This window comes from Terribium retamae (genome assembly GCF_022347545.1).
In the GTDB taxonomy this organism is placed as follows: domain Bacteria; phylum Pseudomonadota; class Alphaproteobacteria; order Rhizobiales; family Rhizobiaceae; genus Mesorhizobium; species Mesorhizobium retamae.
Genome location: NZ_JAKREW010000053.1, coordinates 1 through 19,908, shown reverse-complemented (window position 1 = coordinate 19,908; position 19,908 = coordinate 1). Strand labels below are relative to the sequence as shown.

Annotated in this window: 23 protein-coding genes; 12 read left to right on the top strand and 11 right to left on the bottom strand. The window is 62.9% G+C overall.

Translation table 11 applies throughout. From position 1 onward, the window contains the following. Positions 1 to 55 precede the first annotated feature (55 nt). The gene (gene infC / locus L4923_RS27510; protein ID WP_129412081.1) at positions 56 to 592 is read right to left on the bottom strand and encodes a translation initiation factor IF-3; all 537 of its coding nucleotides are present in this window, start codon (positions 590 to 592) and stop codon (positions 56 to 58) included. Positions 593 to 895: 303 nt separating this feature from the next. Here infC and L4923_RS27505 point away from each other — a divergent pair, with 303 nt between their 5' ends. The 4 genes from L4923_RS27505 to L4923_RS27490 all read left to right on the top strand — a co-directional run bounded on the left by L4923_RS27505 (position 896) and on the right by L4923_RS27490 (position 4,286). Continuing rightward, positions 896 to 1,666, top strand: coding sequence for an alpha/beta hydrolase (locus tag L4923_RS27505; protein WP_239370295.1), 771 nt, complete (start codon positions 896 to 898; stop codon positions 1,664 to 1,666). Further along, positions 1,666 to 2,808, top strand: coding sequence for a benzoate/H(+) symporter BenE family transporter (locus tag L4923_RS27500; RefSeq protein WP_239370294.1), 1,143 nt, complete (start codon positions 1,666 to 1,668; stop codon positions 2,806 to 2,808). Before L4923_RS27505 ends, L4923_RS27500 begins: the two co-directional genes overlap by 1 nt. Positions 2,809 to 2,925: 117 nt before the next feature. Further along, positions 2,926 to 3,390, top strand: coding sequence for a DUF2852 domain-containing protein (locus L4923_RS27495; RefSeq protein WP_239370293.1), 465 nt, complete (start codon positions 2,926 to 2,928; stop codon positions 3,388 to 3,390). A 137-nt stretch (positions 3,391 to 3,527) separates the two neighbouring features. Next, positions 3,528 to 4,286, top strand: coding sequence for a M48 family metallopeptidase (locus L4923_RS27490; protein WP_239370292.1), 759 nt, complete (start codon positions 3,528 to 3,530; stop codon positions 4,284 to 4,286). Positions 4,287 to 4,390: 104 nt separating this feature from the next. Here the strand turns inward: L4923_RS27490 and L4923_RS27485 are convergent, their stop codons facing one another. The 5 genes from L4923_RS27485 to bla form a co-directional block, all read right to left on the bottom strand. Beyond that, on the bottom strand, positions 4,391 to 5,239 hold the full coding sequence (locus L4923_RS27485) for a cycloisomerase (protein ID WP_239370291.1): 849 nt from the start codon (positions 5,237 to 5,239) through the stop codon (positions 4,391 to 4,393). 71 nt (positions 5,240 to 5,310) lie between these two features. Further along, entirely contained in the window at positions 5,311 to 6,177 is an 867-nt protein-coding gene (locus tag L4923_RS27480; protein ID WP_239370290.1) for a phosphotransferase family protein, read from the bottom strand. Then, on the bottom strand, positions 6,174 to 6,707 hold the full coding sequence (locus L4923_RS27475) for a GNAT family N-acetyltransferase (RefSeq protein ID WP_239370289.1): 534 nt from the start codon (positions 6,705 to 6,707) through the stop codon (positions 6,174 to 6,176). Before L4923_RS27475 ends, L4923_RS27480 begins: the two co-directional genes overlap by 4 nt. Positions 6,708 to 6,835: 128 nt before the next feature. Further along, entirely contained in the window at positions 6,836 to 8,008 is a 1,173-nt protein-coding gene (ampC, locus tag L4923_RS27470; RefSeq protein WP_239370288.1) for a class C beta-lactamase, read from the bottom strand. Between the two features lie 31 nt (positions 8,009 to 8,039). Further along, positions 8,040 to 8,936: a class A beta-lactamase gene (bla, locus tag L4923_RS27465; RefSeq protein WP_239370287.1), complete on the bottom strand. Its 897-nt coding sequence runs from the start codon at positions 8,934 to 8,936 to the stop codon at positions 8,040 to 8,042. 169 nt (positions 8,937 to 9,105) lie between these two features. Between bla and L4923_RS27460 the strand changes: the two genes are divergently transcribed. Then, positions 9,106 to 9,984: a LysR family transcriptional regulator gene (locus L4923_RS27460; RefSeq protein WP_239370286.1), complete on the top strand. Its 879-nt coding sequence runs from the start codon at positions 9,106 to 9,108 to the stop codon at positions 9,982 to 9,984. Between the two features lie 124 nt (positions 9,985 to 10,108). Then, positions 10,109 to 10,438 carry a hypothetical protein gene (locus tag L4923_RS27455; protein ID WP_239370285.1) on the top strand — a complete coding sequence of 110 codons (330 nt, stop codon included), beginning with the start codon at positions 10,109 to 10,111 and terminating at the stop codon, positions 10,436 to 10,438. A 52-nt stretch (positions 10,439 to 10,490) separates the two neighbouring features. Here L4923_RS27455 and L4923_RS27450 read toward each other — a convergent pair whose 3' ends face one another. Continuing rightward, a complete protein-coding gene (locus L4923_RS27450) occupies positions 10,491 to 10,709 on the bottom strand; it encodes a hypothetical protein (protein WP_239370284.1) in 219 nt (72 codons plus the stop codon). A gap of 103 nt (positions 10,710 to 10,812) precedes the next feature. Between L4923_RS27450 and L4923_RS27445 the strand changes: the two genes are divergently transcribed. The 6 genes from L4923_RS27445 to L4923_RS27420 all read left to right on the top strand — a co-directional run bounded on the left by L4923_RS27445 (position 10,813) and on the right by L4923_RS27420 (position 16,239). Beyond that, the gene (locus L4923_RS27445) at positions 10,813 to 11,472 is read left to right on the top strand and encodes a phosphoribosylanthranilate isomerase (RefSeq protein ID WP_239370303.1); all 660 of its coding nucleotides are present in this window, start codon (positions 10,813 to 10,815) and stop codon (positions 11,470 to 11,472) included. A 29-nt stretch (positions 11,473 to 11,501) separates the two neighbouring features. Continuing rightward, positions 11,502 to 12,722, top strand: a complete 1,221-nt coding sequence (gene trpB / locus L4923_RS27440; RefSeq protein ID WP_239370283.1) for a tryptophan synthase subunit beta — start codon at positions 11,502 to 11,504, stop codon at positions 12,720 to 12,722. Further along, a complete protein-coding gene (locus L4923_RS27435; protein WP_239370282.1) occupies positions 12,719 to 12,964 on the top strand; it encodes a hypothetical protein in 246 nt (81 codons plus the stop codon). Before trpB ends, L4923_RS27435 begins: the two co-directional genes overlap by 4 nt. A 91-nt stretch (positions 12,965 to 13,055) precedes the next feature. Further along, positions 13,056 to 13,895, top strand: coding sequence for a tryptophan synthase subunit alpha (trpA, locus tag L4923_RS27430; protein ID WP_239370281.1), 840 nt, complete (start codon positions 13,056 to 13,058; stop codon positions 13,893 to 13,895). A 54-nt stretch (positions 13,896 to 13,949) separates the two neighbouring features. Beyond that, positions 13,950 to 14,873: an acetyl-CoA carboxylase, carboxyltransferase subunit beta gene (gene accD / locus L4923_RS27425; protein ID WP_239370280.1), complete on the top strand. Its 924-nt coding sequence runs from the start codon at positions 13,950 to 13,952 to the stop codon at positions 14,871 to 14,873. 34 nt (positions 14,874 to 14,907) lie between these two features. Continuing rightward, positions 14,908 to 16,239, top strand: coding sequence for a bifunctional folylpolyglutamate synthase/dihydrofolate synthase (locus tag L4923_RS27420; RefSeq protein WP_239370279.1), 1,332 nt, complete (start codon positions 14,908 to 14,910; stop codon positions 16,237 to 16,239). Between the two features lie 11 nt (positions 16,240 to 16,250). Here the strand turns inward: L4923_RS27420 and L4923_RS27415 are convergent, their stop codons facing one another. From L4923_RS27415 to L4923_RS27400, 4 genes are all read right to left on the bottom strand, one after another. After that, positions 16,251 to 17,015: a sulfite exporter TauE/SafE family protein gene (locus L4923_RS27415; RefSeq protein WP_239370278.1), complete on the bottom strand. Its 765-nt coding sequence runs from the start codon at positions 17,013 to 17,015 to the stop codon at positions 16,251 to 16,253. 60 nt (positions 17,016 to 17,075) lie between these two features. After that, entirely contained in the window at positions 17,076 to 17,357 is a 282-nt protein-coding gene (locus L4923_RS27410; protein WP_239370277.1) for a cupin domain-containing protein, read from the bottom strand. A gap of 221 nt (positions 17,358 to 17,578) precedes the next feature. Beyond that, a complete protein-coding gene (gene trxA, locus L4923_RS27405; protein ID WP_024924257.1) occupies positions 17,579 to 17,902 on the bottom strand; it encodes a thioredoxin in 324 nt (107 codons plus the stop codon). Between the two features lie 73 nt (positions 17,903 to 17,975). Next, on the bottom strand, positions 17,976 to 19,908 hold a 1,933-nt coding region (locus tag L4923_RS27400), incomplete at its 5' end, for a 3'-5' exonuclease (RefSeq protein WP_239370276.1).

Sequence of the window (19,908 nt, the reverse complement as noted above, 5' to 3'; positions counted from 1 at the left end):
AAAAGGCGCCCGCTTGGGGCGCCTTTTTATCATTAGCTATAACACTCGTGCTTGATCAGCGCGGTGCCAGCACCATCATCATCTGGCGGCCTTCAAGCTTCGGCTCCGCCTCGACCTTGGCGATGGTGGCGACTTCCTCACGCACCTTGTTGAGAAGCTGCATGCCGAGCTCCATATGCGCCATCTCGCGGCCACGGAAACGCAGCGTCAGCTTGACCTTGTCGCCTTCCTCGAAGAAGCGGCGCACCGCGCGCATCTTCACGTCGTAGTCGTGGCTGTCGATGTTAGGGCGCATCTTGATCTCTTTGATCTCGATGACGCGCTGGTTCTTGCGGGCCTCGGCGGCCTTTTTCTGGTTTGCGTATTTCAGCTTGCCGAGGTCAAGAATCTTGGTGACGGGCGGGACGGCGTTAGGCGAGATCTCGACCAGATCCAACCCGGCTTCCTCAGCCAGTTGCAGTGCTTCGTTGATGGAAACTTCACCGCGGTTCTTGCCTTCTGCGTCGATAAGCTGGACGCGGGGGACGCGGATATCCCGGTTTGCGCGCGGGCCATCCTTCGTGGGCGCCGCTGCTTTGAAAGGTCTGCGAATTGTCGTGGTCTCCTCGAGCCGTTGGCGTTCTGGATTTCAGTTCAAGTTTTACTTTGGCGCGTCAATGTGGTGAGCGCGCGGCGCGAGTCAATAGCACAGGCGCGGCAACAAATCACCTGTTCAGGCAAAATAGTCACACTGTTGCTTTCTGAACCAAGCAAAGAACTGAATAGCGCTCTTTTCGCTGCGCCCCGGCCATGCCAAGAAGCACAACCCTGGAGCGGCGTACGCAAGTATTCGACGCTCAACCCTTTGATGCCGCGTGTCGCATTTTCCCGGCTCGACACGCAAAGGAACCGCGCCATGCAGCCGACCGCTCCCGACTTTCTCGATGTTGATGGCATCGCCATCGCCGTACGCCATCAGACAGGCAAGACACCGGGCATCGTCTGGCTCGGGGGCTACAAGTCCGACATGCTGGGCACCAAGGCCGAGGCGCTGGCCGACTGGGCCGACAGGACCGGCCGCGCCTTCCTGCGGCATGATTATTCCGGCCACGGCGAATCGGGCGGCGACTTCAATGAAGGTACGATCTCGACCTGGCTTGCGCAAAGCCTCGCGGTCTTTCGCCGGTACGCCAACGGCAGGCAGATCCTGGTCGGCTCGTCGATGGGTGCCTGGATCGCGCTGCGCATGGTGCAGCAGTTGCGCAAGGCAGGCGACGATCGTGTCGCAGGGCTGGTGCTGCTCGCGCCGGCGCCCGATTTCACCGCCGATCTGATCGAACCGACGCTGACCGACGCACAACGCCGCGATCTCGCCGACAAGGGCTTCTTCGCCGAGCCGTCGGAGTACTCAGACCAGCCCTATATCTACACGCGCGCGTTGATCGAGGATGGCCGCGACAACCTCGTCATGACCGGACCGATCGACACGCACTGCCCGGTCCATGTCATCCAGGGCCTTGCCGATCCGGATGTGCCGCACGCACACGCCTTGAAGCTGGTCAGCCACCTGCCGTCCGACGACGTCACGCTGTCGCTGGTGCCGGAAGGCGATCACCGGCTGTCGCGTCCGCAGGATCTGGAGCTGTTGCAGCGCGCGGTCGAATCGCTGGTCGAGCGGGCCGGTTGATGCGCATCTCCATCCCGATATCCGCATTCGTAGCGGCGATCGTCGGTTTCGGCGGAACGCTGGCGATCATCATAGCGGCCGCCAATGCCGTCGGCGCCACGCAGTTGCAAACGGCGAGCTGGGTCACCGCACTGTGCATCTCGATGGCGGTGGAAACGGCCTGGCTCTCCTGGCGTACCAGGATGCCGATCATCAGCGCGTGGTCGACACCGGGAGCGGCACTGATTGCGGCATCGAGTGGCTTTTCGATCGGAGAAGCCGTCGGTGCCTTCCTGATCGCCGGTGTGCTGCTTGTCCTCACCGGCCTGCTCAGGCCGCTGACCCAGTTGATCTCCAAAATCCCGGCCTCCGTGGCGTCGGGCATGCTGGCCGGTATTCTGGTCACCTTCGCACTCAATGCGGTGAAGACCATACCGGTGGATCCCTGGCTGGTGCTGCCGCTGATCGCGGCCTTCTTCCTCATCCGCTTATGGAACCCGGCGCTTTCGGTGCTCGCGGTCCTGATCGGCGGCGGGCTTGTAGCCTTTCTCACCGGCCGCGTCGGCAGCCTGCCGGCGCCGGAACTTTCGACGCTGACGCTGATCGCACCTGTCTTCACCGCCCAGGCGGCGATCGGTCTGGCGTTGCCGCTCTACCTCGTCACCATGGCTTCGCAAAACCTCTCCGGCCTCGCCGTGCTGCGGGCGGCAGGCTATCATCCCGAGCCAGGTCCGCTGATCGGCTTCACCGGACTGGTGTCCGTCCTGCTTGCGCCGTTCGGCGCCTCGACCTCCAACCTGGCGGCGATCTCGGCAGCCATCTGCACCGGACCGGACGTGCATCCGGACCCCGCCGAGCGGTGGAAGACCGGACCTTTCTATGCGCTTGCCTATGTCGTCTTCGCGATCTTCGGCGCCTCGCTGGTGGCGATCTTCGCGGTGCTGCCGCAAAGCCTGATCGTTCTGGTCGCGGGCCTCGCTCTGATGGGCCCGCTCACCAACGCGCTGACCATCTCGCTCAAGGACGAGCACGAACGCATGGCCGCCACGACGGCCTTTGCCGTCACCGCCTCGGGTCTGACCCTGTTCGGCATTGGCGCCGCATTCTGGGGTCTGGTCGCGGGAATGATCGTGGTTCTGCTCGACCATGCAAAAAATCGCTAGGCTTTACAGGCGGTTGCCCGGTTCACGGGCGTTTTGTCTTGAAGAATGCGCCTACCCATCCCACCTCGATTGGCAGCAGCCACGTCTTGGCTGCCTCCAACTAAAGGAACGGGAGAAATGAACACGACTGCATTGATCCGCCCGGCCTGGACGCCGGCAACCATCGCGCTGATGGTTCTTGGCTTCGTGGTGTTCTGGCCGCTGGGCCTCGCCATGCTCGCCTACATCATCTGGGGCGACCGGCTCGACGGCTTCAAGCGCGACGTCAACAAAGCCACCGATGGTATCTTCGCCGGCTGCCGCCGTAGCGCTGACAAGGCTCATCGCTGGGGTCATGGCTCCGCACGCACCGGCAATGTCGCCTTTGACGACTGGCGCGACAAGGAGTTGGAGCGCCTGGCTGAAGAGCGTCGCAAGCTCGACGAGGCTCTGGCCGAGTTCGACGAGTATGCCCGCGAACTGCGCCGCGCCAAGGACCAGGAAGAGTTCGACCGCTTCATGGCCCAGCGCAACAAGCCGACCGCGCCGGCGACCACGACGAAGCCGGCCAAAGGCAAGGGCACGAACCTGCTCGACGACTGATCGGATACGATCGGGACCGGTTCCAGCGGCGCCGCCAAACAGCGGCGCCGTTGTTTTGTGGGACGCCATCGGCCTCCCGCAGCAATCCCACCCCAGAAGACCGCTACAGATTTATCCGAATCGCTTATGTTCCTCTTATGTCCTTCGCCTTCTTCTGCAACCTGACCAAGCCTCGGCCCGCTCCGATCCAAGAGCGTGAGCATCGTGTGGCCGGGCGTACGCTGCCGCTCAGGATCGTCGAGAACGAGCGTGCGCGGCGCTTGACGCTGCGCATCGATGCCGGTGGACAGAGCTTGCGCATAACGGTACCTCCAGGCCTGCGCCAGGGCGAGGTAGAGAAATTCCTCACCCGTCACCAGGGTTGGCTCGAGCAAAGGCTGGCGAAGGTTCCGGACCGGCCGCAGGTACGGCCCGGCATCAAGGTCCCGCTGCGGGGCGTGCCGCATCTTATCATTCATGAACCCAGCAAGCGCGGCACCGTGGTGGTCGGCGCCGATGAAACGGGACCGACCCTCACCATCCACGGCGACCGGCTGCACTTGCCGCGCCGTGTCGCCGATTTCCTGAAACGCGAGGCGAAGCGCGACATCGAAGCGCTGGTGCTGCGCCATACCGGTGCGATCGGCCGGAAGGCCAAAAGCATCCGCTTCAAGGATACGTCGAGCCGCTGGGGCTCGTGCACCGCTGACGGCAACCTGTCCTTTTCCTGGCGCATCATGATGGCGCCGGCCCCGGTCATCAATTATCTGGTGGCACACGAGGTGGCGCATCTGAAAGAGATGAACCACGGCCCGAAATTCTGGAAGCTCTGCGAAGAGTTGTGTCCTGATACCGAGCGCTGCAAAGCCTGGCTGAAAAAGAACGGCGGCGCGCTGCAGGCGATCGCGTTCGACTAGCGCATTTTTGTCACCAAGCGGGATCACTTGGCGTTAAAAAATGCGGCGAAAACGGAACCTTAGAGTGTTCCGCGTTTCCGTTAAAAACAGAAATGCTCTGGCGATCAGGGCAGATTGATGCGCGTGGCCGTTACGCGGTTTTCCTTCTTCGCCTTGTCGCGAACGATGCCGAACAGCACTTTCGGTTCGGAACGGTCCCAGGCGATGCCTTGCCCTGCAATCTCCAGCGGCGCCGCCGCCACCCATTTCATGACAGAGCCCATTTCCGGGATTTCCAGCGCATAGGCCTCAGGCAGGTCATGGCCCGAAATCCAAAGTTTCCCATCGGGCCCCCAGGAACCGCCAGAATTGCTCATGTCGCCGAACTTGTCGAGGAGCACTTCCGGTAGCACCCAGGCTTCCGCCACGCGCCAGTCCTGGTCGAACCGGACGATCTGCGTGTTGAACTTGTTGCCATAGGCGACCGGGCTGCGGTCGAAGACGCGGTTGTAGTTGGCGAAAGCACCCCACCAGCTGCCGTCGTGATAATCGAGCCAGGTCAGCGAGCCGCGTTCGATGCCGAAGCTGAAAGTGTCGACATGTTTCAGCGTCGTTGCGTCCCACACTTCGACCGAGCTGGTCATCGGCCATTCCGGGTAGTTCGAATGCGCGGCATAAAGCTTCCCGTCGACCACCGCGCCGCTGTCCAGATGGATGATCGGGCCATCCTTCGGGCCAACCCACTCGCTAACCTTCGCACCCGACTTCTTGTCGTATTTGGCGATGGTCTGGTTGTCGATGGCGAAGAAATGGCCGCCGTCCACAGCAACCGCTTGCCTGGCCTCCGGCACGACAAACGAAGCCACCTTCTCGCCCTGCAATGTCGGCACGTCATCGGCAGCCCTGACTGGCTGGATCAAGATCAGGGCAGCAGCCAGGACCAGACCACAAAGCAGGTGTCGGCGATGAGACATTCGAACCTCGGAAACCGGTTGACGTTGTCGCCATCTATCGGTGAACCGATGACACGGGGATGACGCTTCGGCTACCAACCCCGCCGACCGGTCAAGCTGCGCAGTCCTGCCTGCAGCGCCCCGTCGTCGCCGTGCTCGACGCCGAACAGCACATCCAGCAGAGGAAACGTGCAGCGATAGAAAGCCATGCGCTGCCGCGTCGCCTCGGATATCGGCGCGTGCTGCTCGACCAATGCGAGGAACTGGTCACCGAAGCCAGCCGCCAGGCTTGCGAAATCATAGGCTGGGTCGCCGATACCGCAGCCTGCGAAGTCGATGACCCCGGACAACCGGCCGCCCTGTGCGAGGATGTTTCCGGCGCCGAAATCACCGTGGATGATTGCCGGAGCCGGCATATCGAGATCACTGAGAAAAACTTGAAAACGCTGCCGGAGATCTACAACAATATCCGGGGACAATAGCCGGAAGGCATGGTCTTCGCACTGCCGGAGCAACTGACGCCATTCGGCCAGAGGGTCGACGTCTTCCGCGTCGGGCAGAAGCGTGACCGGCAGCGCATGAAGGCGGATCAGGAAGGCTGCCAGATCCCGCGCAAAAGCGTTGCGTGTTTCGTAAGGCAACAGACCAGGATCGGCTATCGGCTCCCCCGCAAGCTTGCGATGGACGGAGACGACATGGCCGTCAACATCCCGCAGGTCCAGGACAGGCACGAGCGGTGGCAGATGTGGGCGCAATGCGGCCAGGACATCGGCCTCCCGCTTCAATTCGCGAATGCCGGATGGATGGTAAGGCACGCGTACGATCATCTCGCCAAAATCGAGCACGAGATTGTTCTGTCCGGTCGAAACCACCCGCGGCGACGGCGGCAACTTCAGCGCTGCCGCGATCTCGGCGGGCGTCGGCAGATGCTGAGCCGGCATGCCGTGTGAACCGATCATAGCGTCTTCGTCAGCCAGAGGACGAGGTCGTCATCGACACGCACCGACTGGTCCGGAACAACCGGCGTTTCACGATAGGTAATGCCGCGTCCATCCGGTTGATAGCCAAGCCTGACATAGAGGCGCTGGGCTGCGCCGTAATCCGCGTAAAGGCCAACTCCCAGGCCGATCGCCGCGCAGCGGGCGGAAGCGGCGAGCCGTTCGAACTCGCCGATCATCGCCGTGGCGATACCACCGCCACGTGCGGACTGGGCAACAACCAGATTGTTGATTTCCGGGATGCCCGCTGCCTTGAAAGGCGGATAGTCGGAGGTCCACAACAGTGTGCCATAGCCGACCACGTCATCACCTTCGGAGGCGAGCAGTACGATGCGACTGCCTTGGGCGACATCGGCAAGATAACGCTGCCAGAGACCGGCGTCGGCATTCCATGCCGGCCCGCCCTCGATTGCGGCGATCCGAGTGAGGTCGCCTGCCTCGAGGCCCCTGATGGTGAAGCCGTTCTTCATTGCCGCGTCTTTCGTCACCATGCATTTGTTTCGCACAGATGGCCAGAGTCTCGGCAGGAAGCAACTGCGCGACATGGTCCAGAAGGAATGACAGGACCGGCCAGGCAAAGCCCGGCCGGTCCTTTGCGGAACTGTCCAAGGCAGGCGCCCTAAAGGCCGGACAATTTCTCGATGCCGGAAAGGATGCGATAAGCCGCCCTTATCCGGGCCGGGATCGGATAGTTCTTGTTCGCCAGGATGACGATGCCGGCTTTCCTGGCTGGAATGAACGCAGCATAGGCGGCGAAGCCGTTGGTCGAGCCGGTTTTGTTGAGCCAGGCGTCGGCTCCCGCCGGAACCGGCGGGTTGAGCTTCTCGGCCTTCTGCGGCTTGAACGCCATATCGGCCGAATTGCCGGCCAACAACCGGTCGAGAGAGGTCGGATAGGGATAGCTTTCCCAGCCCAACCCTTGAGTCATCTCGCCGACCTTGTAATAACCGACATGCGTGGCGGCGATGGCTCCACGCAGCTTCTCGTCCGACAGCTGGCCACCGATGTTGGCCTCAACGAAGCGGATCAGGTCAGGAGCGGTGGTCTTGATGCCATAGGCCTCGGAATCCAGAACACCCGGAGAGACGCGGATAGGCTTGCCGGCTTTCGTATAGCCATAGGCGTAGTCGCCCATCCGCCCCTTGGGCACGTGGATGAAGGTGTTGGACAGGCCAAGCTTCGGCAGGAGCGTTTCCTCCATGAGCGCGTCGTAGGGTTTACCCATGCTTTCTGCCGCCAGATAACCGAACAGGCCGATACTGGGATTGGAATAGCGGCGGCGGGTTCCTGGCGCGAATTCCGGCTTCCAGGCCCGGAAATAGGCGATCATGCCGTCCTGGTTGGTCACCTCATCCGGGACCTGCAGCGGCAGGCCGCCCGCGGTGTAGGTGCCGAGATCGAGAACGTCGATCTTGTCGAGGGCGCCGCCGGCAAGCGCCGGCAGATAGGCGCTCGCCTTTTCGGTCAACGAAAACGTGCCGTTCTCCACGGCATAGGCAGCCAGTGTCGCGGCAAAGGTCTTCGACACCGATCCGACCTCGAAGATGGTTTTCTCGGTGACCTTCTCGCCATTTTCCTTGGATGCAACGCCGTAGCCGAAGAAAAACCGTTTGCCGTTGACCGTGATCGCCACGGCCATGCCAGGCAGGTCGTTTTCCTTCATCACTGGGTGTACCGTCTTGTTCACCAGTTGCTCCAACTGGCGCTCGGCATCCTTTTGGTCGGCGGCGTGGGTATTGGTGACTTGCAGGAGTGCAGCTGCAAGGATTCCGATTCTGAAAATTCCCGTCATGGCCCTTGGATCCTTCGATAAGCCGGTCATGTCAAACCTGCGATGCGATACGGCCGATCTCGGCGATGACTGCGTCGCGGTCCCTGGAGGATATTTTGGGGATCTCGCAAAAGGCCATCACGATCAGCGGGGCACGATCCGACGGCCAGATGACCGCGATATCATTGGCATTGCCGTGCTGGTCGCCGTTGGTGCCGGTCTTGTCGCCGACCAGCCAATCCCCCGGCAGGCCGGCACGCAGCCGCGTATCGCCAGTTTTGTTGGTGATGAGCCAAGCCGCCAGTTGAGAACGCGACGCCGCCGACAGCACGTCGGTGAACAGGAGCTTGCGCAGGGTTTCCGCCATGGCGGCAGCCGTGGTGGTGTCGCGCTGGTCATCCGGTCCGTCATGGAAGTTCAGTTCCAGTTCAAACCTGTCCAGACGGGTGATGTCGTCACCGAGCCGACGACAGAAAGCTGTCAGCGCGGCCGGCCCCCCGAAGCGGGCCAGCAGCAGATTTGCAGCGGTGTTGTCGCTGCGGGTGACGATCGCATCACACAGTTCCGCAATCGTCAGCCCCTTCCCGCCGACATGCGGTTTGGTCACCGGCGAATTCACCGCGACAAGATCCTTTTTTGTGATCCTGATACGCTGGTCAAGCTTTTCCTCACCCTTGTCGACACGCGCCAGCGCGAAGGCGGCCAGCAGCGCCTTGAAAGTGCTGCACATGAGGATGCGCTCGTCGGCCCTGTGCTGAATGCGCCTGCCGTTGCCAAGGTCGAGGATGCTCACGCAGAAGCGGCCAGGATGCTTCCGCTCCAGTTCGGCGAGCATGGTTTCGGCTTCGCCGGCGCGCTCGCTGCGTGCGGTCGAAGCGAAAGCCGCCAGGGTCGGGACGGCAAGAAGACTGCCGGCAAGAGCCTGCCGGCGCGAAAAGGACATCGTCATTCGCGTGTTCCATATCAGCATTGATTGGGAGAGAGGAACGAACGCCAACGGTCTTGGACCGCCGACCAACTCCCATTCGCGACTCTCGAGAGTGACTATGGCGATGCCTCTTGCCCCAGGCAAACGATCAATTCTAAGCTCTGGCATGAACAAAACTTGGTCATAGCCAATGGAAGTGTCGCAACTGCCGCTCAATGCCTTGCGCGCCTTCGAAGCCTCGGCGCGCCACTGCAGCTTCACCCGGGCCGGTCTCGAGCTGCGCGTCACCCAGACGGCGATCAGCCATCAGATCAAGGCCCTGGAGGAGGCGCTGGGGGTGACCCTGTTCAAGCGGCTGCCGCGTGGATTGACGATGACCGACGAGGGTCATGCGCTGCTGCCGGTTCTCACCGATGCCTTCAGGCGCATGAGCGCCACGCTCAGCCAATTCGAAGAAGGCAACTACCGTGAAATCCTGACGGTGGGCGTGGTCGGCACCTTTGCGATCGGCTGGCTGCTGCCGCGGCTCAATACCTTCAAGGAACAGCACCCGCATCTCGACCTGCGTCTCAAGACGAACAACAACCGCTCGGACATCCTGCTCGACGGACTGGATTTCTTCATCCGTTTCGGCGACGGCGCCTGGCACGGCACGGAGGCCTTCCATCTCATGGATGCGCCGCTCTCGCCGGTGTGCGCGCCCGCCCTCCAATCGCGTCTCGTCACCCCAGCCGATCTGGCGAATGCCGAACTGCTGCGCTCCTACCGGATGGACGAGTGGAAGCTTTGGTTCAAGGCTGCCGGGCTCGGGGCGCCAAACCTGCGCGGCTGGATGTTCGATTCCTCACTGACACTGGTGGAGGCGGCGGCCCGAGAAGTCGGCGTCGCGCTGGTCCCGGTGGCCATGTTCAGCCATGACATCGCGACCGGGCGGATCGTACAGCCCTTCGACATCACGGTGCACACCGGCAGCTATTGGCTGACGCGGCTAAAATCGCGCGAAGAGACGCCCGCCATGACCGCGTTCCGAGAATGGCTGGTCGACACCACTGACACCGGCAAAGCCTGATGACAGGACGTGCTCGGCATCCCCCGCGCTTGGGGCGTAGCCGACGGCCTCACAGTGCCGCAACAACCGCTTGTACACATCCGACAAAGCGCCTTACATCGCAGCTGTCTGAGGAGGGCTTGGGATGCTTCGGATCGCCTGGCGAGCTGCCACTGTCGCGGCAGTTGTAATTGCCTTGACCGGCACGGCAGAAGCGTACTCGCGCAAAGATGCGCGCTACGTGACCTCGTCGCGCAACAAAGCGGTTCTCGACTACATCGTATGTCTGGAGAAGGCGGTCGGAGCCAAGCCGAAGGATTTACCGGAGGCGCTCGCCAAGGCAGAAAAGCTGTGTGCTGACGCTGCACAAGAATTGCCCCGTTCGCCAGACCAACCCGACGCCGAAAACATTCGAATGCAGATCCTGGAATGCGGGTTCAAGCCTGAAGATCCCAGCCCTGATACCGGCTGCTGACCCAAATGACACGTGACCCGAGCCTGGGCTTCAGCCGACAGGCAAGCCATGCTCAGTCGTCATTCGTGGCGTTGAGTTCGTCAGGCCGAAGCCCCTCGTCCTCCTGGCGCGGCCAGGGCAGGAACCCCTTTTCAAAGCCATCGCCACCGAAATAGTCGAGCGCGCGATGCGCTTCGGCACCGTTGAAAGCAGCTTTGTCGATCAGATGCGCGATCACTTCACGTGCCTGGGCAAGCTTTTCCTTCAACTCAGCGACAGTATTTTCGGCCATGGCAATGCTGCTCCCGTTTGATGACAAGGTAGCCGCTTTCGTCATTTCGGCAAATCGTCGCTTTTCCTCGACTTTGCCGGCTTTTCGTGGCACTTGGCCCACCATGCCACGCGACATCAAGATATGCGGTCTCAAGACCGATGAGGCATTGGCCGCCGCCCTCGACAATGGCGCCAGCCATGTCGGCTTCATCTTCTTTGCCAAGAGCCCGCGCAACATCGCGCCTGTCGATGCAGGACGTCTGCGCCAGGCAGCGCGCGGCAAAGCCAGGGCCGTCGCTGTCACCGTCGATGCGGACGACGCCTTCCTGGACGAGATCGTAACGGCAATGGCACCCGACATGTTGCAACTGCACGGCTCCGAAAGCCCCGAACGTGTGGCCGAGGTGAAGGCCCGCTACGGCCTGCCGGTCATGAAGGCGCTTTCGCTGCGCGAGAAAGGCGATCTCGCGGCCGTTGCCCCCTATCGTGGTGTCACCGACCATTTCCTGTTCGACGCCAAGCCGCCCAAGGGTTCCGAACTTCCCGGCGGCAACGGTGTTTCCTTCGACTGGCGCATTCTGACCAGCCTTGACGCCGATCTCGATTACATGCTTTCGGGAGGACTCAACGCGGACAATGTCGGCGAGGCGCTGGCAATCGCCAATCCGCCCGGCCTCGACATCTCGTCCGGCGTTGAAAGCGCTCCGGGGGTCAAGGACGTCCGGTTGATCGCAGAGTTCTTTCAGGCAGTGCGGGCGGCACGTAAGATCCGCGCCGCCTGAGCATCAGACAGCATTTTAGGAGATCGGCTATGAACAAGCCGGCATTGCCAAATTCCTTCCGTACCGGGCCCGACGAGCAGGGCATGTTCGGCATTTTCGGAGGCCGCTTCGTCGCCGAGACATTGATGCCGCTGATCCTCGATCTGGAGAGGGAATGGAGCAAGGCAAAGGATGATCCGGAGTTCCGGGCCGAGCTCTCGGCGCTGTCGACCTTCTACGCCGGACGGCCGTCCAAGCTCTATTTCGCGGAAGGCCTTACCCGCCATCTCGGTGGAGCGAAGATCTACTTCAAACGCGAAGACCTGAACCACACCGGCTCGCACAAGATCAACAACTGCCTCGGCCAGATCCTGCTGGCCAAGCGCATGGGCAAGAAGCGCATCATCGCTGAAACCGGCGCCGGCCAGCATGGCGTCGCCTCCGCCACCGTGGCCGCCCGCTTCGGCTATCCTTGCGTGGTCTATATGGGCGCCACCGACGTCGCCCGCCAAAGCCCGAACGTCTTTCGCATGAAGCTGCTCGGTGCCGAGGTGCGGCCGGTGACCGCCGGTCACGGCACGCTGAAGGACGCCATGAACGAGGCGCTGAGGGATTGGGTCACCAATGTCGAGGACACCTATTACCTGATCGGCACCGCCGCCGGCCCGCATCCCTATCCGGAACTGGTGCGCGACTTCCAGTCGGTCATCGGCACGGAAGCCCGCCAGCAGATGCTGGAGCAGGAAGGCCGCCTTCCCGACACCATCATCGCCGCCGTCGGCGGCGGCTCCAACGCGATCGGCCTGTTCCATCCCTTCCTCGACGACAAGGATGTCGAGATCATCGGCATCGAAGCCGGCGGGCGCGGGCTTGACGGCATCGAGCACTGCGCCTCGATGAATGCCGGCAAGCCCGGCGTTCTGCACGGCAACCGCACCTATCTGCTGCAGGACGACGACGGACAGATCCTGGAAGGCCATTCGATCTCTGCCGGCCTCGACTATCCGGGCGTCGGCCCCGAACACAGCTGGCTGCGCGATACCGGCCGTGTCGACTATCAGCCGATCCTCGATGACGAGGCGCTGGAAGCGTTCCAGCTCTGCACCCGCACCGAAGGCATCATCCCTGCGCTGGAATCGGCGCATGCCATCGCGCATGCCGTCAAGATTGCCCCCAACATGGCCAAGGACAAGATCATCATCGTCAACCTGTCCGGCCGAGGCGACAAGGACGTCCACACCGTCGCCAAGATGATGGGTATGGAGATATGAGCACTTTCGAGATCTATCACTCCAGGCACAACCCGCATCACTATGTCGCGGTGGAGGCCGGCGACCAGCGCGAGAACGCCAAGGGCGTGCGCGAAAGCCAGAACCTCGAATTCCTCACCAATGTCGCCGATGACGGCGAGCCGCGCATTGCCTTCGATCCGAACCAGGCGCGCAGCCGCATCGCGCGCGACGGGTTCTATGCCTTTGCAGTCACGATCGAAATCCGCGAACATCCTGAATGAGACGGATGCCTGCGGTCCCCGACTTTGCGGCACATGGCTTCGCAGCCGCCGGCGCAACAACCCCAATCCATTCGACTATGAAGGGCATGGCATGACCACCCGCATCGACCGCCGCATGGCGAAGCTGAAAGCAGAAGACCGGCCGGCACTCGTCACCTATTTCATGGGTGGCGACCCGGACTACCAGACCTCGCTGTCGATCATGAAGGCGCTGCCGAAAGCCGGCAGCGACATCATTGAACTCGGCATGCCTTTCTCCGATCCGATGGCCGACGGCCCCGCGATCCAGGCCGCCGGCTTGCGCGCGCTGAAGGGCGGCCAGACGCTGAAGAAGACACTCGCGATGGCCTCAGAGTTCCGCCAGGGCGACGACGAGACCCCGATCGTGCTGATGGGCTATTACAACCCGATCTACGTCTATGGCGTCGACCGTTTCCTGGCCGATGCCAAAGCCTCCGGCATCGATGGGCTGATCATCGTCGACCTGCCGCCGGAAATGGACGAGGAATTGTGTATTCCGGCGTTGAAAGCCGGCATCAATTTCGTCCGCCTCGCCACCCCGACCACCGACGACAAGCGCCTGCCCAAGGTGCTCGAGAACACTTCGGGCTTCGTCTACTACGTGTCGATGACCGGCATCACCGGCTCGGCCTTGGCCGACACCACCAAGGTGGCGACTGCCGTGCAGCGCATCAAGGAACACACCGACCTGCCGGTCTGCGTCGGCTTCGGCGTCAAGACCGCCGAGCAGGCGCGCACCATCGGCGCTTCCGCAGACGGCGTCGTGGTGGGCACGGCCATCGTCAATGCGGTGGCCAACGTGCTGGGTCCAAAAGGCGAGAAGACCGCCGATCCGGCCGAGGCCGTGGCCACGCTGGTGAGCGGCCTGGCGCAAGGCGTGCGTTCGGCCCGCCTTGCTGCTGCCGAATAGTTTTCCTACCTCTTTCGAAATATGACGCCCCATCACGGGGCAGGAGCCGAAGCGATGAACTGGATCACCAACTTCGTTCGCCCGAAGATCAATTCGATGCTGGGCCGCCGGGAAGTGCCCGAGAACCTCTGGGTGAAAGACCCGGAAACCGGCGAGATGATCTTCCACAAGGATCTGGAAGGAAACCAGTTCGTCATCCCTTCTTCCGGCCACCACATGAAGATCTCAGCCAAGGAGCGGCTGAAGTTCTTCTTCGACGAAGGCAAATACGAGGTGATCGAGAATCCCAAGGTCGCCGTCGATCCACTGAAGTTCCGTGACGAGAAGCGCTATACCGACCGCCTCAAGGAGGCGAAGGCCAAGACGGGGCTGGAGGACGCTATCCTCAACGCCACCGGCACGATCGAGGGGCTTCCCGTGGTCGTAACCGTGCAGGATTTCGCCTTCATGGGCGGGTCGCTCGGCATGGCTGCCGGTGAAGCCATCATCCGCGCCTTCGAGGTGGCCCTGCAGCGCAAGCGCCCGCTGATCCTGTTTGCCGCATCGGGCGGCGCGCGCATGCAGGAAGGTATCCTCTCTTTGATGCAATTGCCGCGCACGACCGTGGCCGTCGACCGGCTGAAGGAAGCCGGCCTGCCCTATTTCGTGGTGCTCACCAACCCGACGACCGGCGGCGTCACAGCCTCCTATGCAATGCTGGGTGACGTGCACATTGCCGAACCCGGCGCGCTCATCGGCTTCGCGGGTCCGCGCGTCATCGAGCAGACGATCCGCGAGAAGCTTCCCGAGGGCTTCCAGCGTTCGGAATATCTGATGCAGCACGGCATGGTCGACATGGTCGTTTCCCGGCTGGAGATGAAGAAAACCGTGGCCGGCCTGCTCAAGCTGCTGCTCAAGCTGCCGGCGGAAAAGAAGGCGGCCGAGCCGGCAATCCTCCCGCCGGTGGTGGCCAAGCCGGAAGCACGGCCGCAGGCATAGTCTTCAATACCCACGCGCAGCGCGGAGCCCTCGCATGACCACACTCTCCGCCGAGCGTCAGATCGAGCATCTGATGACGCTGCATCCGAAAGGTTTCGACCTTTCGCTGGATCGTATCAGCCGCCTTTTGGAGCGACTGGGCAATCCGCAGGACAGGCTGCCGCCGGTAATCCACATCGCCGGAACCAACGGCAAGGGTTCCTGCGCGGCGTTTTCACGCGCGTTGCTTGAAGCTGCGGGCTACCGCGTGCATGTGCACACCTCGCCGCACCTGGTTAACTGGAACGAACGTTACCGGCTGGGCGCCGAAGGCGGCGGCAAGCTGGTCGAGGACAAGGTCTTTGCCGACGCGATCGCCCGCGTGGCCGAGGCCAATGGGGGCGAGACGATCACGGTTTTCGAGATCCTGACTGCCGTCGGCTTCCTACTGTTTGCCGAACACCCGGCGGATGCCTGCATCATGGAGGTCGGCCTCGGCGGGCGTTTCGACGCCACCAATGTCATCAAGCGGCCGGCAGTCTCGGTGATCATGCCGGTGTCGCTCGACCATGAAGCCTATCTCGGCGACCGCGTTGAGCTGATCGCAGCGGAGAAAGCCGGCATCATCAAGCGCGGCTGCCCGGTGGTGGTCGGTGCGCAGGAATTCGAGGCTGCGCAGCTGGTGCTGATCGAAACCGCCGAGCGGCTGCGGGCGCGACTCGCCGTCTATGGCCAGGACTTCCTCGCCTTCGGCGAGAACGGCCGTCTGGTCTATCAGGACGAAGACGGGCTGATGGACCTGTCACCGCCGCGCTTGCCCGGCCGCCACCAGTTCGCCAACGCCGCAGCCGCCATCGCCGCAGTCAAGGCTGCCGGCTTCGATATCGGCGAACGTGATGCCGATCAGGCCATGACCAACGTGTCGTGGCCTGGCCGCATGCAGCGGCTGACGCAGGGACGGCTGGTCGAGCTGGCGCCGCGCGGCGCCGAGATCTGGCTGGATGGCGGCCACAATCCGGGCGCGGGCACGGTGATCGCCGAGGCACTCGCCGAGCAGGAAGAAAAGACACCGCGGCCGCTGTTCCTGATCTCGGGCATGATCAACACCAAGGACCAGAGCGGCTACTTCCGAGCCTTCAAGGGATTGGCCAGGCATGTCTATACGGTGCCGGTGTCGATGAGCGATTCCGGTGTCCCCAACGACGAGTTGGCCGTGCGCGCCGCCGAGGCGGAGCTGTCAGCGGAACCAGTCAGCTCGGTGGCCAACGCACTGATGTTGCTGCGCGACACCTGGGACGAGAGCGAAGTCCCGCCGCGCATCCTGATCGGTGGTTCGCTCTACCTTGCCGGTGCCGTGCTGGCCGAAAACGGCACCCCGCCGACCTGAAGCGAGCGCGGTCAAGCCGCGAGATGCATGGCGGCTGGCAGCGCCAGCGACAGGCCCGACAGGAAAAGCAGCACGAACACGATCTTCCGCATCGTCTGTTGCGACAGCGACGGCGGCCAGCGACGCGCCGCATAGGTCATCAGCATCACCACCGGTATGGCCAGGACAAGTGCGACAGGCGACATGGATGGCAGATTGCCGCTCGCCACCACCACGACAAGCCTGACTGCCTGCGCCGTGCCAAAAGCAGTGACCAACGTTTCACGAATGCGCGCATGTGGCATCGGCTGGCGAAAGAGAAGATAGACGAGTGGCGGACCGCCGGTGGCAAACAGGCCGCTCATCAGCCCCGAAATGAAGCCGAAACCAACAAAACTGGCATCCGACGACGGCTTCGCCAGACCCGCGGGCCGGATGGCCAGTTGCAGGCTGGACATCATGATAACCAGACCGAGTCCGATCTTCAGCAGATCGGACCGGGTATCCGCCAGCCATTCGAGAAGCGCATAACCCACGAACAGGGAGGGCAGGCTTGCAATCAGGATCAGCCGCAATTGGCGGCCCGCAACCTCGCGCCAACCGCCCTGGACCAGCATTTGCGTGGCGTTGACCAGGGTGAGCATGCCGACCATCGCTGCAGCATCAGGCAACGGCAGCAGTCCGACGAGCGCGATCGCGCCCATCATGACCAGACCGAAGGCGAAACCCGACAGTGTCTGGACATAGGCCGCGATGGCAGTGAAGCCGACGAAGACGATGAGAGGCCCTAGATCCATGGCATCCCGTTAGGCGCCGGAGCGAAGCCGCGCAAGCTGGCTGCTGAAATCACGGCGCGTCTATTTCAGCTCGACTTCGATGAAGGCGTATTCGCCGTCATTAGCGTTTATGACGTCGTGCTCGACACCTTCGCCGCGGAAATAAGGCACGCCCTTCTTCATCTCGGCGAAACTCTCGCCCTCCTTGGTCAGCAGTTTCACCTTGCCGTCCATCAGCGGCACGACGACGTAGTCGTGGCCATGGCGATGCCAACCCGTATTTGCGCCCGGCGCGAAACGGTACTCGGTGACGATGACGCGCTCATTGTCGATGAAGACGGTTGCTTTGGCGGTTCCGGTCATGTGCTTCTCCTCCCCCGAGCAATTCCAGGAAAGTGTGCAACGGTTTCCGTCCGGAATTGCGTGAAACAAAAATGCCAGAGCGTTTTCGTGAATAAGGGAACGCTCCAGCACCGAGGGAAAGCCATCTGGCCTCACAACGCGAGGGCCAGCACGCAGGTTTGATGGAGGCAAACAAAAAGCCCGGCGCAAGGCCGGGCTTCCCGATCGATATTTCGAAGTGATCAGGCGACGGCGCCGTTGATCCAGTGCGAGAGCGCGGTCTTGGGCGCAGCGCCAACCTTGATGTCGGCTACTTCACCACCCTTGAAGATCATCAGGGTCGGGATCGAGCGCACGCCGAACTGCGCAGCGAGTTCCGGATTCTCGTCGATATTGAGCTTGGCGACCTTGACCTTGGCGCCGAGTTCGCTCGCGATGTCTTCCAGCGCCGGTGCGATCATCTTGCAGGGGCCGCACCATTCGGCCCAGAAATCGACGACGACCGGCACATTGGCCTCGAGCACGTCAGCGCGGAAATTGTTGTTGTCGACCTTGACGGTGGCCATAGCCAAGTCCTTTCGGGTGTTTCGTTGCGCTAGATGTGGTGCTGCAAGCAGCGATGTTCAAGCAGGTCTTGTGTCACGCCTCGGTGAGTCGGGCAAGGGCGTCGTCCATCGCCAGTTTAGGCAGTTCGATCAGCCGCGGCACCTCGGTGAAGAGCAGACCCGCAGCGACCTCGCGGCCGGGATAGAGCGGCTTGAGCAAAGCGCGGTAGAGCGCAAGCTGCAGGATGTAAGCGGCCGGCACCTCGGCCAGGCTTGCCGGCGCTGGCCGGTTTGTCTTGTAGTCGACGATGAAGACCCGGTCGGCATGGATCGCCACCCGGTCGATCTTGCCGGAAATAACGCGCGGCTTGCCTTTTACCGTGAGGCTGCCCATCACCGAGACTTCAGAGCGCGAACCAGGACCAAACAGCGGTCCGAAACGCGCGTCGGCCAGGATAGCGGCAACGGAATCCAGCGCTTGTCTCTGTTCAGCTTCCGACCAGTCGGCGCCGGCACGGGCCAGGTAGCGTGCCGCTGCTCCCGCGCGCCGCTCCTCGGCGAGGTCTGGCAGCATCTGCAGCAGCTTGTGCATGGCCAATCCGCGCCGGACGGCGAGGCTCGGTTCGGAATCGGCATCCAGAACCGGTGACCGGCGGTCGATGATCGGCTCGGCCGCGTCGTCGTCGATCAGCGCCGAAGCACCGGAAGGCGACAGCGGCCGCGGCAGGTCCTCTTCGACAGGCAGCGGTTCGAACAAGGAAGGAGGGATTGGCGTGAAGGTTTCGACGTCCACCTGCGCATCCGTTTCCGCCGCAGCGAGAGGTGGAAACCTCGTCCAGACAAAGCGGGACACCTCGCCTTCGCCCACCGGATGCGGACGCGTCTCCGTCTCCTCCGCTCCTGCGAGCGCGCGCGTCACCAACGAATGCCAGGTGCCAGGATTCGGCGCCCGTTTGCCGTGATAGCCGCAGACGATCAGCCGATCCTCGGCTCGGGTCATGCCGACATACAACAGCCGCCGGTATTCGTCGTCGGCCAGTTCGCGGGCACGCACCGAGACCGATTGTGAAAAGCCGTTGGCGACTTCGGCGGCGGACCGCCACAGGAATCCCTTGCCCGGCCAATATTTGCCGGAACCTTCGAACGGCATCAGCCGAGGCAGGTGCTGATCGCTGAATGGCGCCGCGCCGCCATCGACCAGGAAAACGATCGGTGCCTCCAGGCCCTTGGCGGCATGCACGGTCATGACCCGAACCTCGTCGCGGGTCTGGTCCATCTCGCGTTTGATCTCGGGACCGGTTTTTTCCAGCGTCGACAGGAAAGCCTCGAGTCCGGGCAGGCCGGCGCGTTCCTCCGCCAAGCAGAAATTGAGGAATTCATCCAGGATGTCGCCTGCTTCCGGTCCCAACCGGGCGATCATCCGGCGGCGCACGCCATCGCGTGCCAGCAGGCCGGCATAGAACTCGAACACCGGCTTGAAGGCGACCTCATTGGCCCAGGCATCGAGCTGGAAGACCACTTTCGCTAAGGCTTCGTCCGTGTCCGCACGCGCGCGCAGAGCCGCATTGAGCGAGATGCCGGCCGACCGGCCGGCAGCGAGGCCGAACAGCGTGTCCTCGCTGATGTCGAAGATCGGGCTACGCAGCAGCGCTGCCAGCGAAAGGTCGTCCTGCGACTGGATCAGGAAGCGACCGAGCGCGACCAGATCCTTAACCGCGATGTGGCCAGGAAGGCTCAACCTGTCGGCACCAGCGACCGGAATTCCCTTCTCCTTGAGGCTGCGCGACAGGGCGTGGACAAAACGGTCGCGCTTGCGCACCAGCACCACGACGTGGGGGGGGGGGGGGGGGCGGCCCCGGGGCGGGGGGGGGGGTGGGGGGGGGGGGCGCGGGTTGGGGGGGGGGGGGGGGGGGGGGGGGGGCGACGGGGGGGGGGACCCACGCGCGCGCGCGGGGGGGGGGGGGGGGGGGGCGGGGGCCGGCGCCGGGGGGGGGGGGGGGGGGGGGGGGGGGGGGCGGGGGGGAGGG

Coding starts and splice junctions, on each gene's coding strand:
- L4923_RS27505 (WP_239370295.1), top strand. CDS start 896: ATGCAGCCGACCGCTCCCGACTTTCTCGATGTTGATGGCATCGCCATC.
- L4923_RS27500 (WP_239370294.1), top strand. CDS start 1,666: ATGCGCATCTCCATCCCGATATCCGCATTCGTAGCGGCGATCGTCGGT.
- L4923_RS27495 (WP_239370293.1), top strand. CDS start 2,926: ATGAACACGACTGCATTGATCCGCCCGGCCTGGACGCCGGCAACCATC.
- L4923_RS27490 (WP_239370292.1), top strand. CDS start 3,528: ATGTCCTTCGCCTTCTTCTGCAACCTGACCAAGCCTCGGCCCGCTCCG.
- L4923_RS27485 (WP_239370291.1), bottom strand. CDS start 5,239: ATGTCTCATCGCCGACACCTGCTTTGTGGTCTGGTCCTGGCTGCTGCC.
- L4923_RS27480 (WP_239370290.1), bottom strand. CDS start 6,177: ATGATCGGTTCACACGGCATGCCGGCTCAGCATCTGCCGACGCCCGCC.
- L4923_RS27475 (WP_239370289.1), bottom strand. CDS start 6,707: ATGGTGACGAAAGACGCGGCAATGAAGAACGGCTTCACCATCAGGGGC.
- ampC (WP_239370288.1), bottom strand. CDS start 8,008: ATGACGGGAATTTTCAGAATCGGAATCCTTGCAGCTGCACTCCTGCAA.
- bla (WP_239370287.1), bottom strand. CDS start 8,936: ATGACGATGTCCTTTTCGCGCCGGCAGGCTCTTGCCGGCAGTCTTCTT.
- L4923_RS27460 (WP_239370286.1), top strand. CDS start 9,106: ATGGAAGTGTCGCAACTGCCGCTCAATGCCTTGCGCGCCTTCGAAGCC.
- L4923_RS27455 (WP_239370285.1), top strand. CDS start 10,109: ATGCTTCGGATCGCCTGGCGAGCTGCCACTGTCGCGGCAGTTGTAATT.
- L4923_RS27450 (WP_239370284.1), bottom strand. CDS start 10,709: ATGGCCGAAAATACTGTCGCTGAGTTGAAGGAAAAGCTTGCCCAGGCA.
- L4923_RS27445 (WP_239370303.1), top strand. CDS start 10,813: ATGCCACGCGACATCAAGATATGCGGTCTCAAGACCGATGAGGCATTG.
- trpB (WP_239370283.1), top strand. CDS start 11,502: ATGAACAAGCCGGCATTGCCAAATTCCTTCCGTACCGGGCCCGACGAG.
- L4923_RS27435 (WP_239370282.1), top strand. CDS start 12,719: ATGAGCACTTTCGAGATCTATCACTCCAGGCACAACCCGCATCACTAT.
- trpA (WP_239370281.1), top strand. CDS start 13,056: ATGACCACCCGCATCGACCGCCGCATGGCGAAGCTGAAAGCAGAAGAC.
- accD (WP_239370280.1), top strand. CDS start 13,950: ATGAACTGGATCACCAACTTCGTTCGCCCGAAGATCAATTCGATGCTG.
- L4923_RS27420 (WP_239370279.1), top strand. CDS start 14,908: ATGACCACACTCTCCGCCGAGCGTCAGATCGAGCATCTGATGACGCTG.
- L4923_RS27415 (WP_239370278.1), bottom strand. CDS start 17,015: ATGGATCTAGGGCCTCTCATCGTCTTCGTCGGCTTCACTGCCATCGCG.
- L4923_RS27410 (WP_239370277.1), bottom strand. CDS start 17,357: ATGACCGGAACCGCCAAAGCAACCGTCTTCATCGACAATGAGCGCGTC.
- trxA (WP_024924257.1), bottom strand. CDS start 17,902: ATGGCCACCGTCAAGGTCGACAACAACAATTTCCGCGCTGACGTGCTC.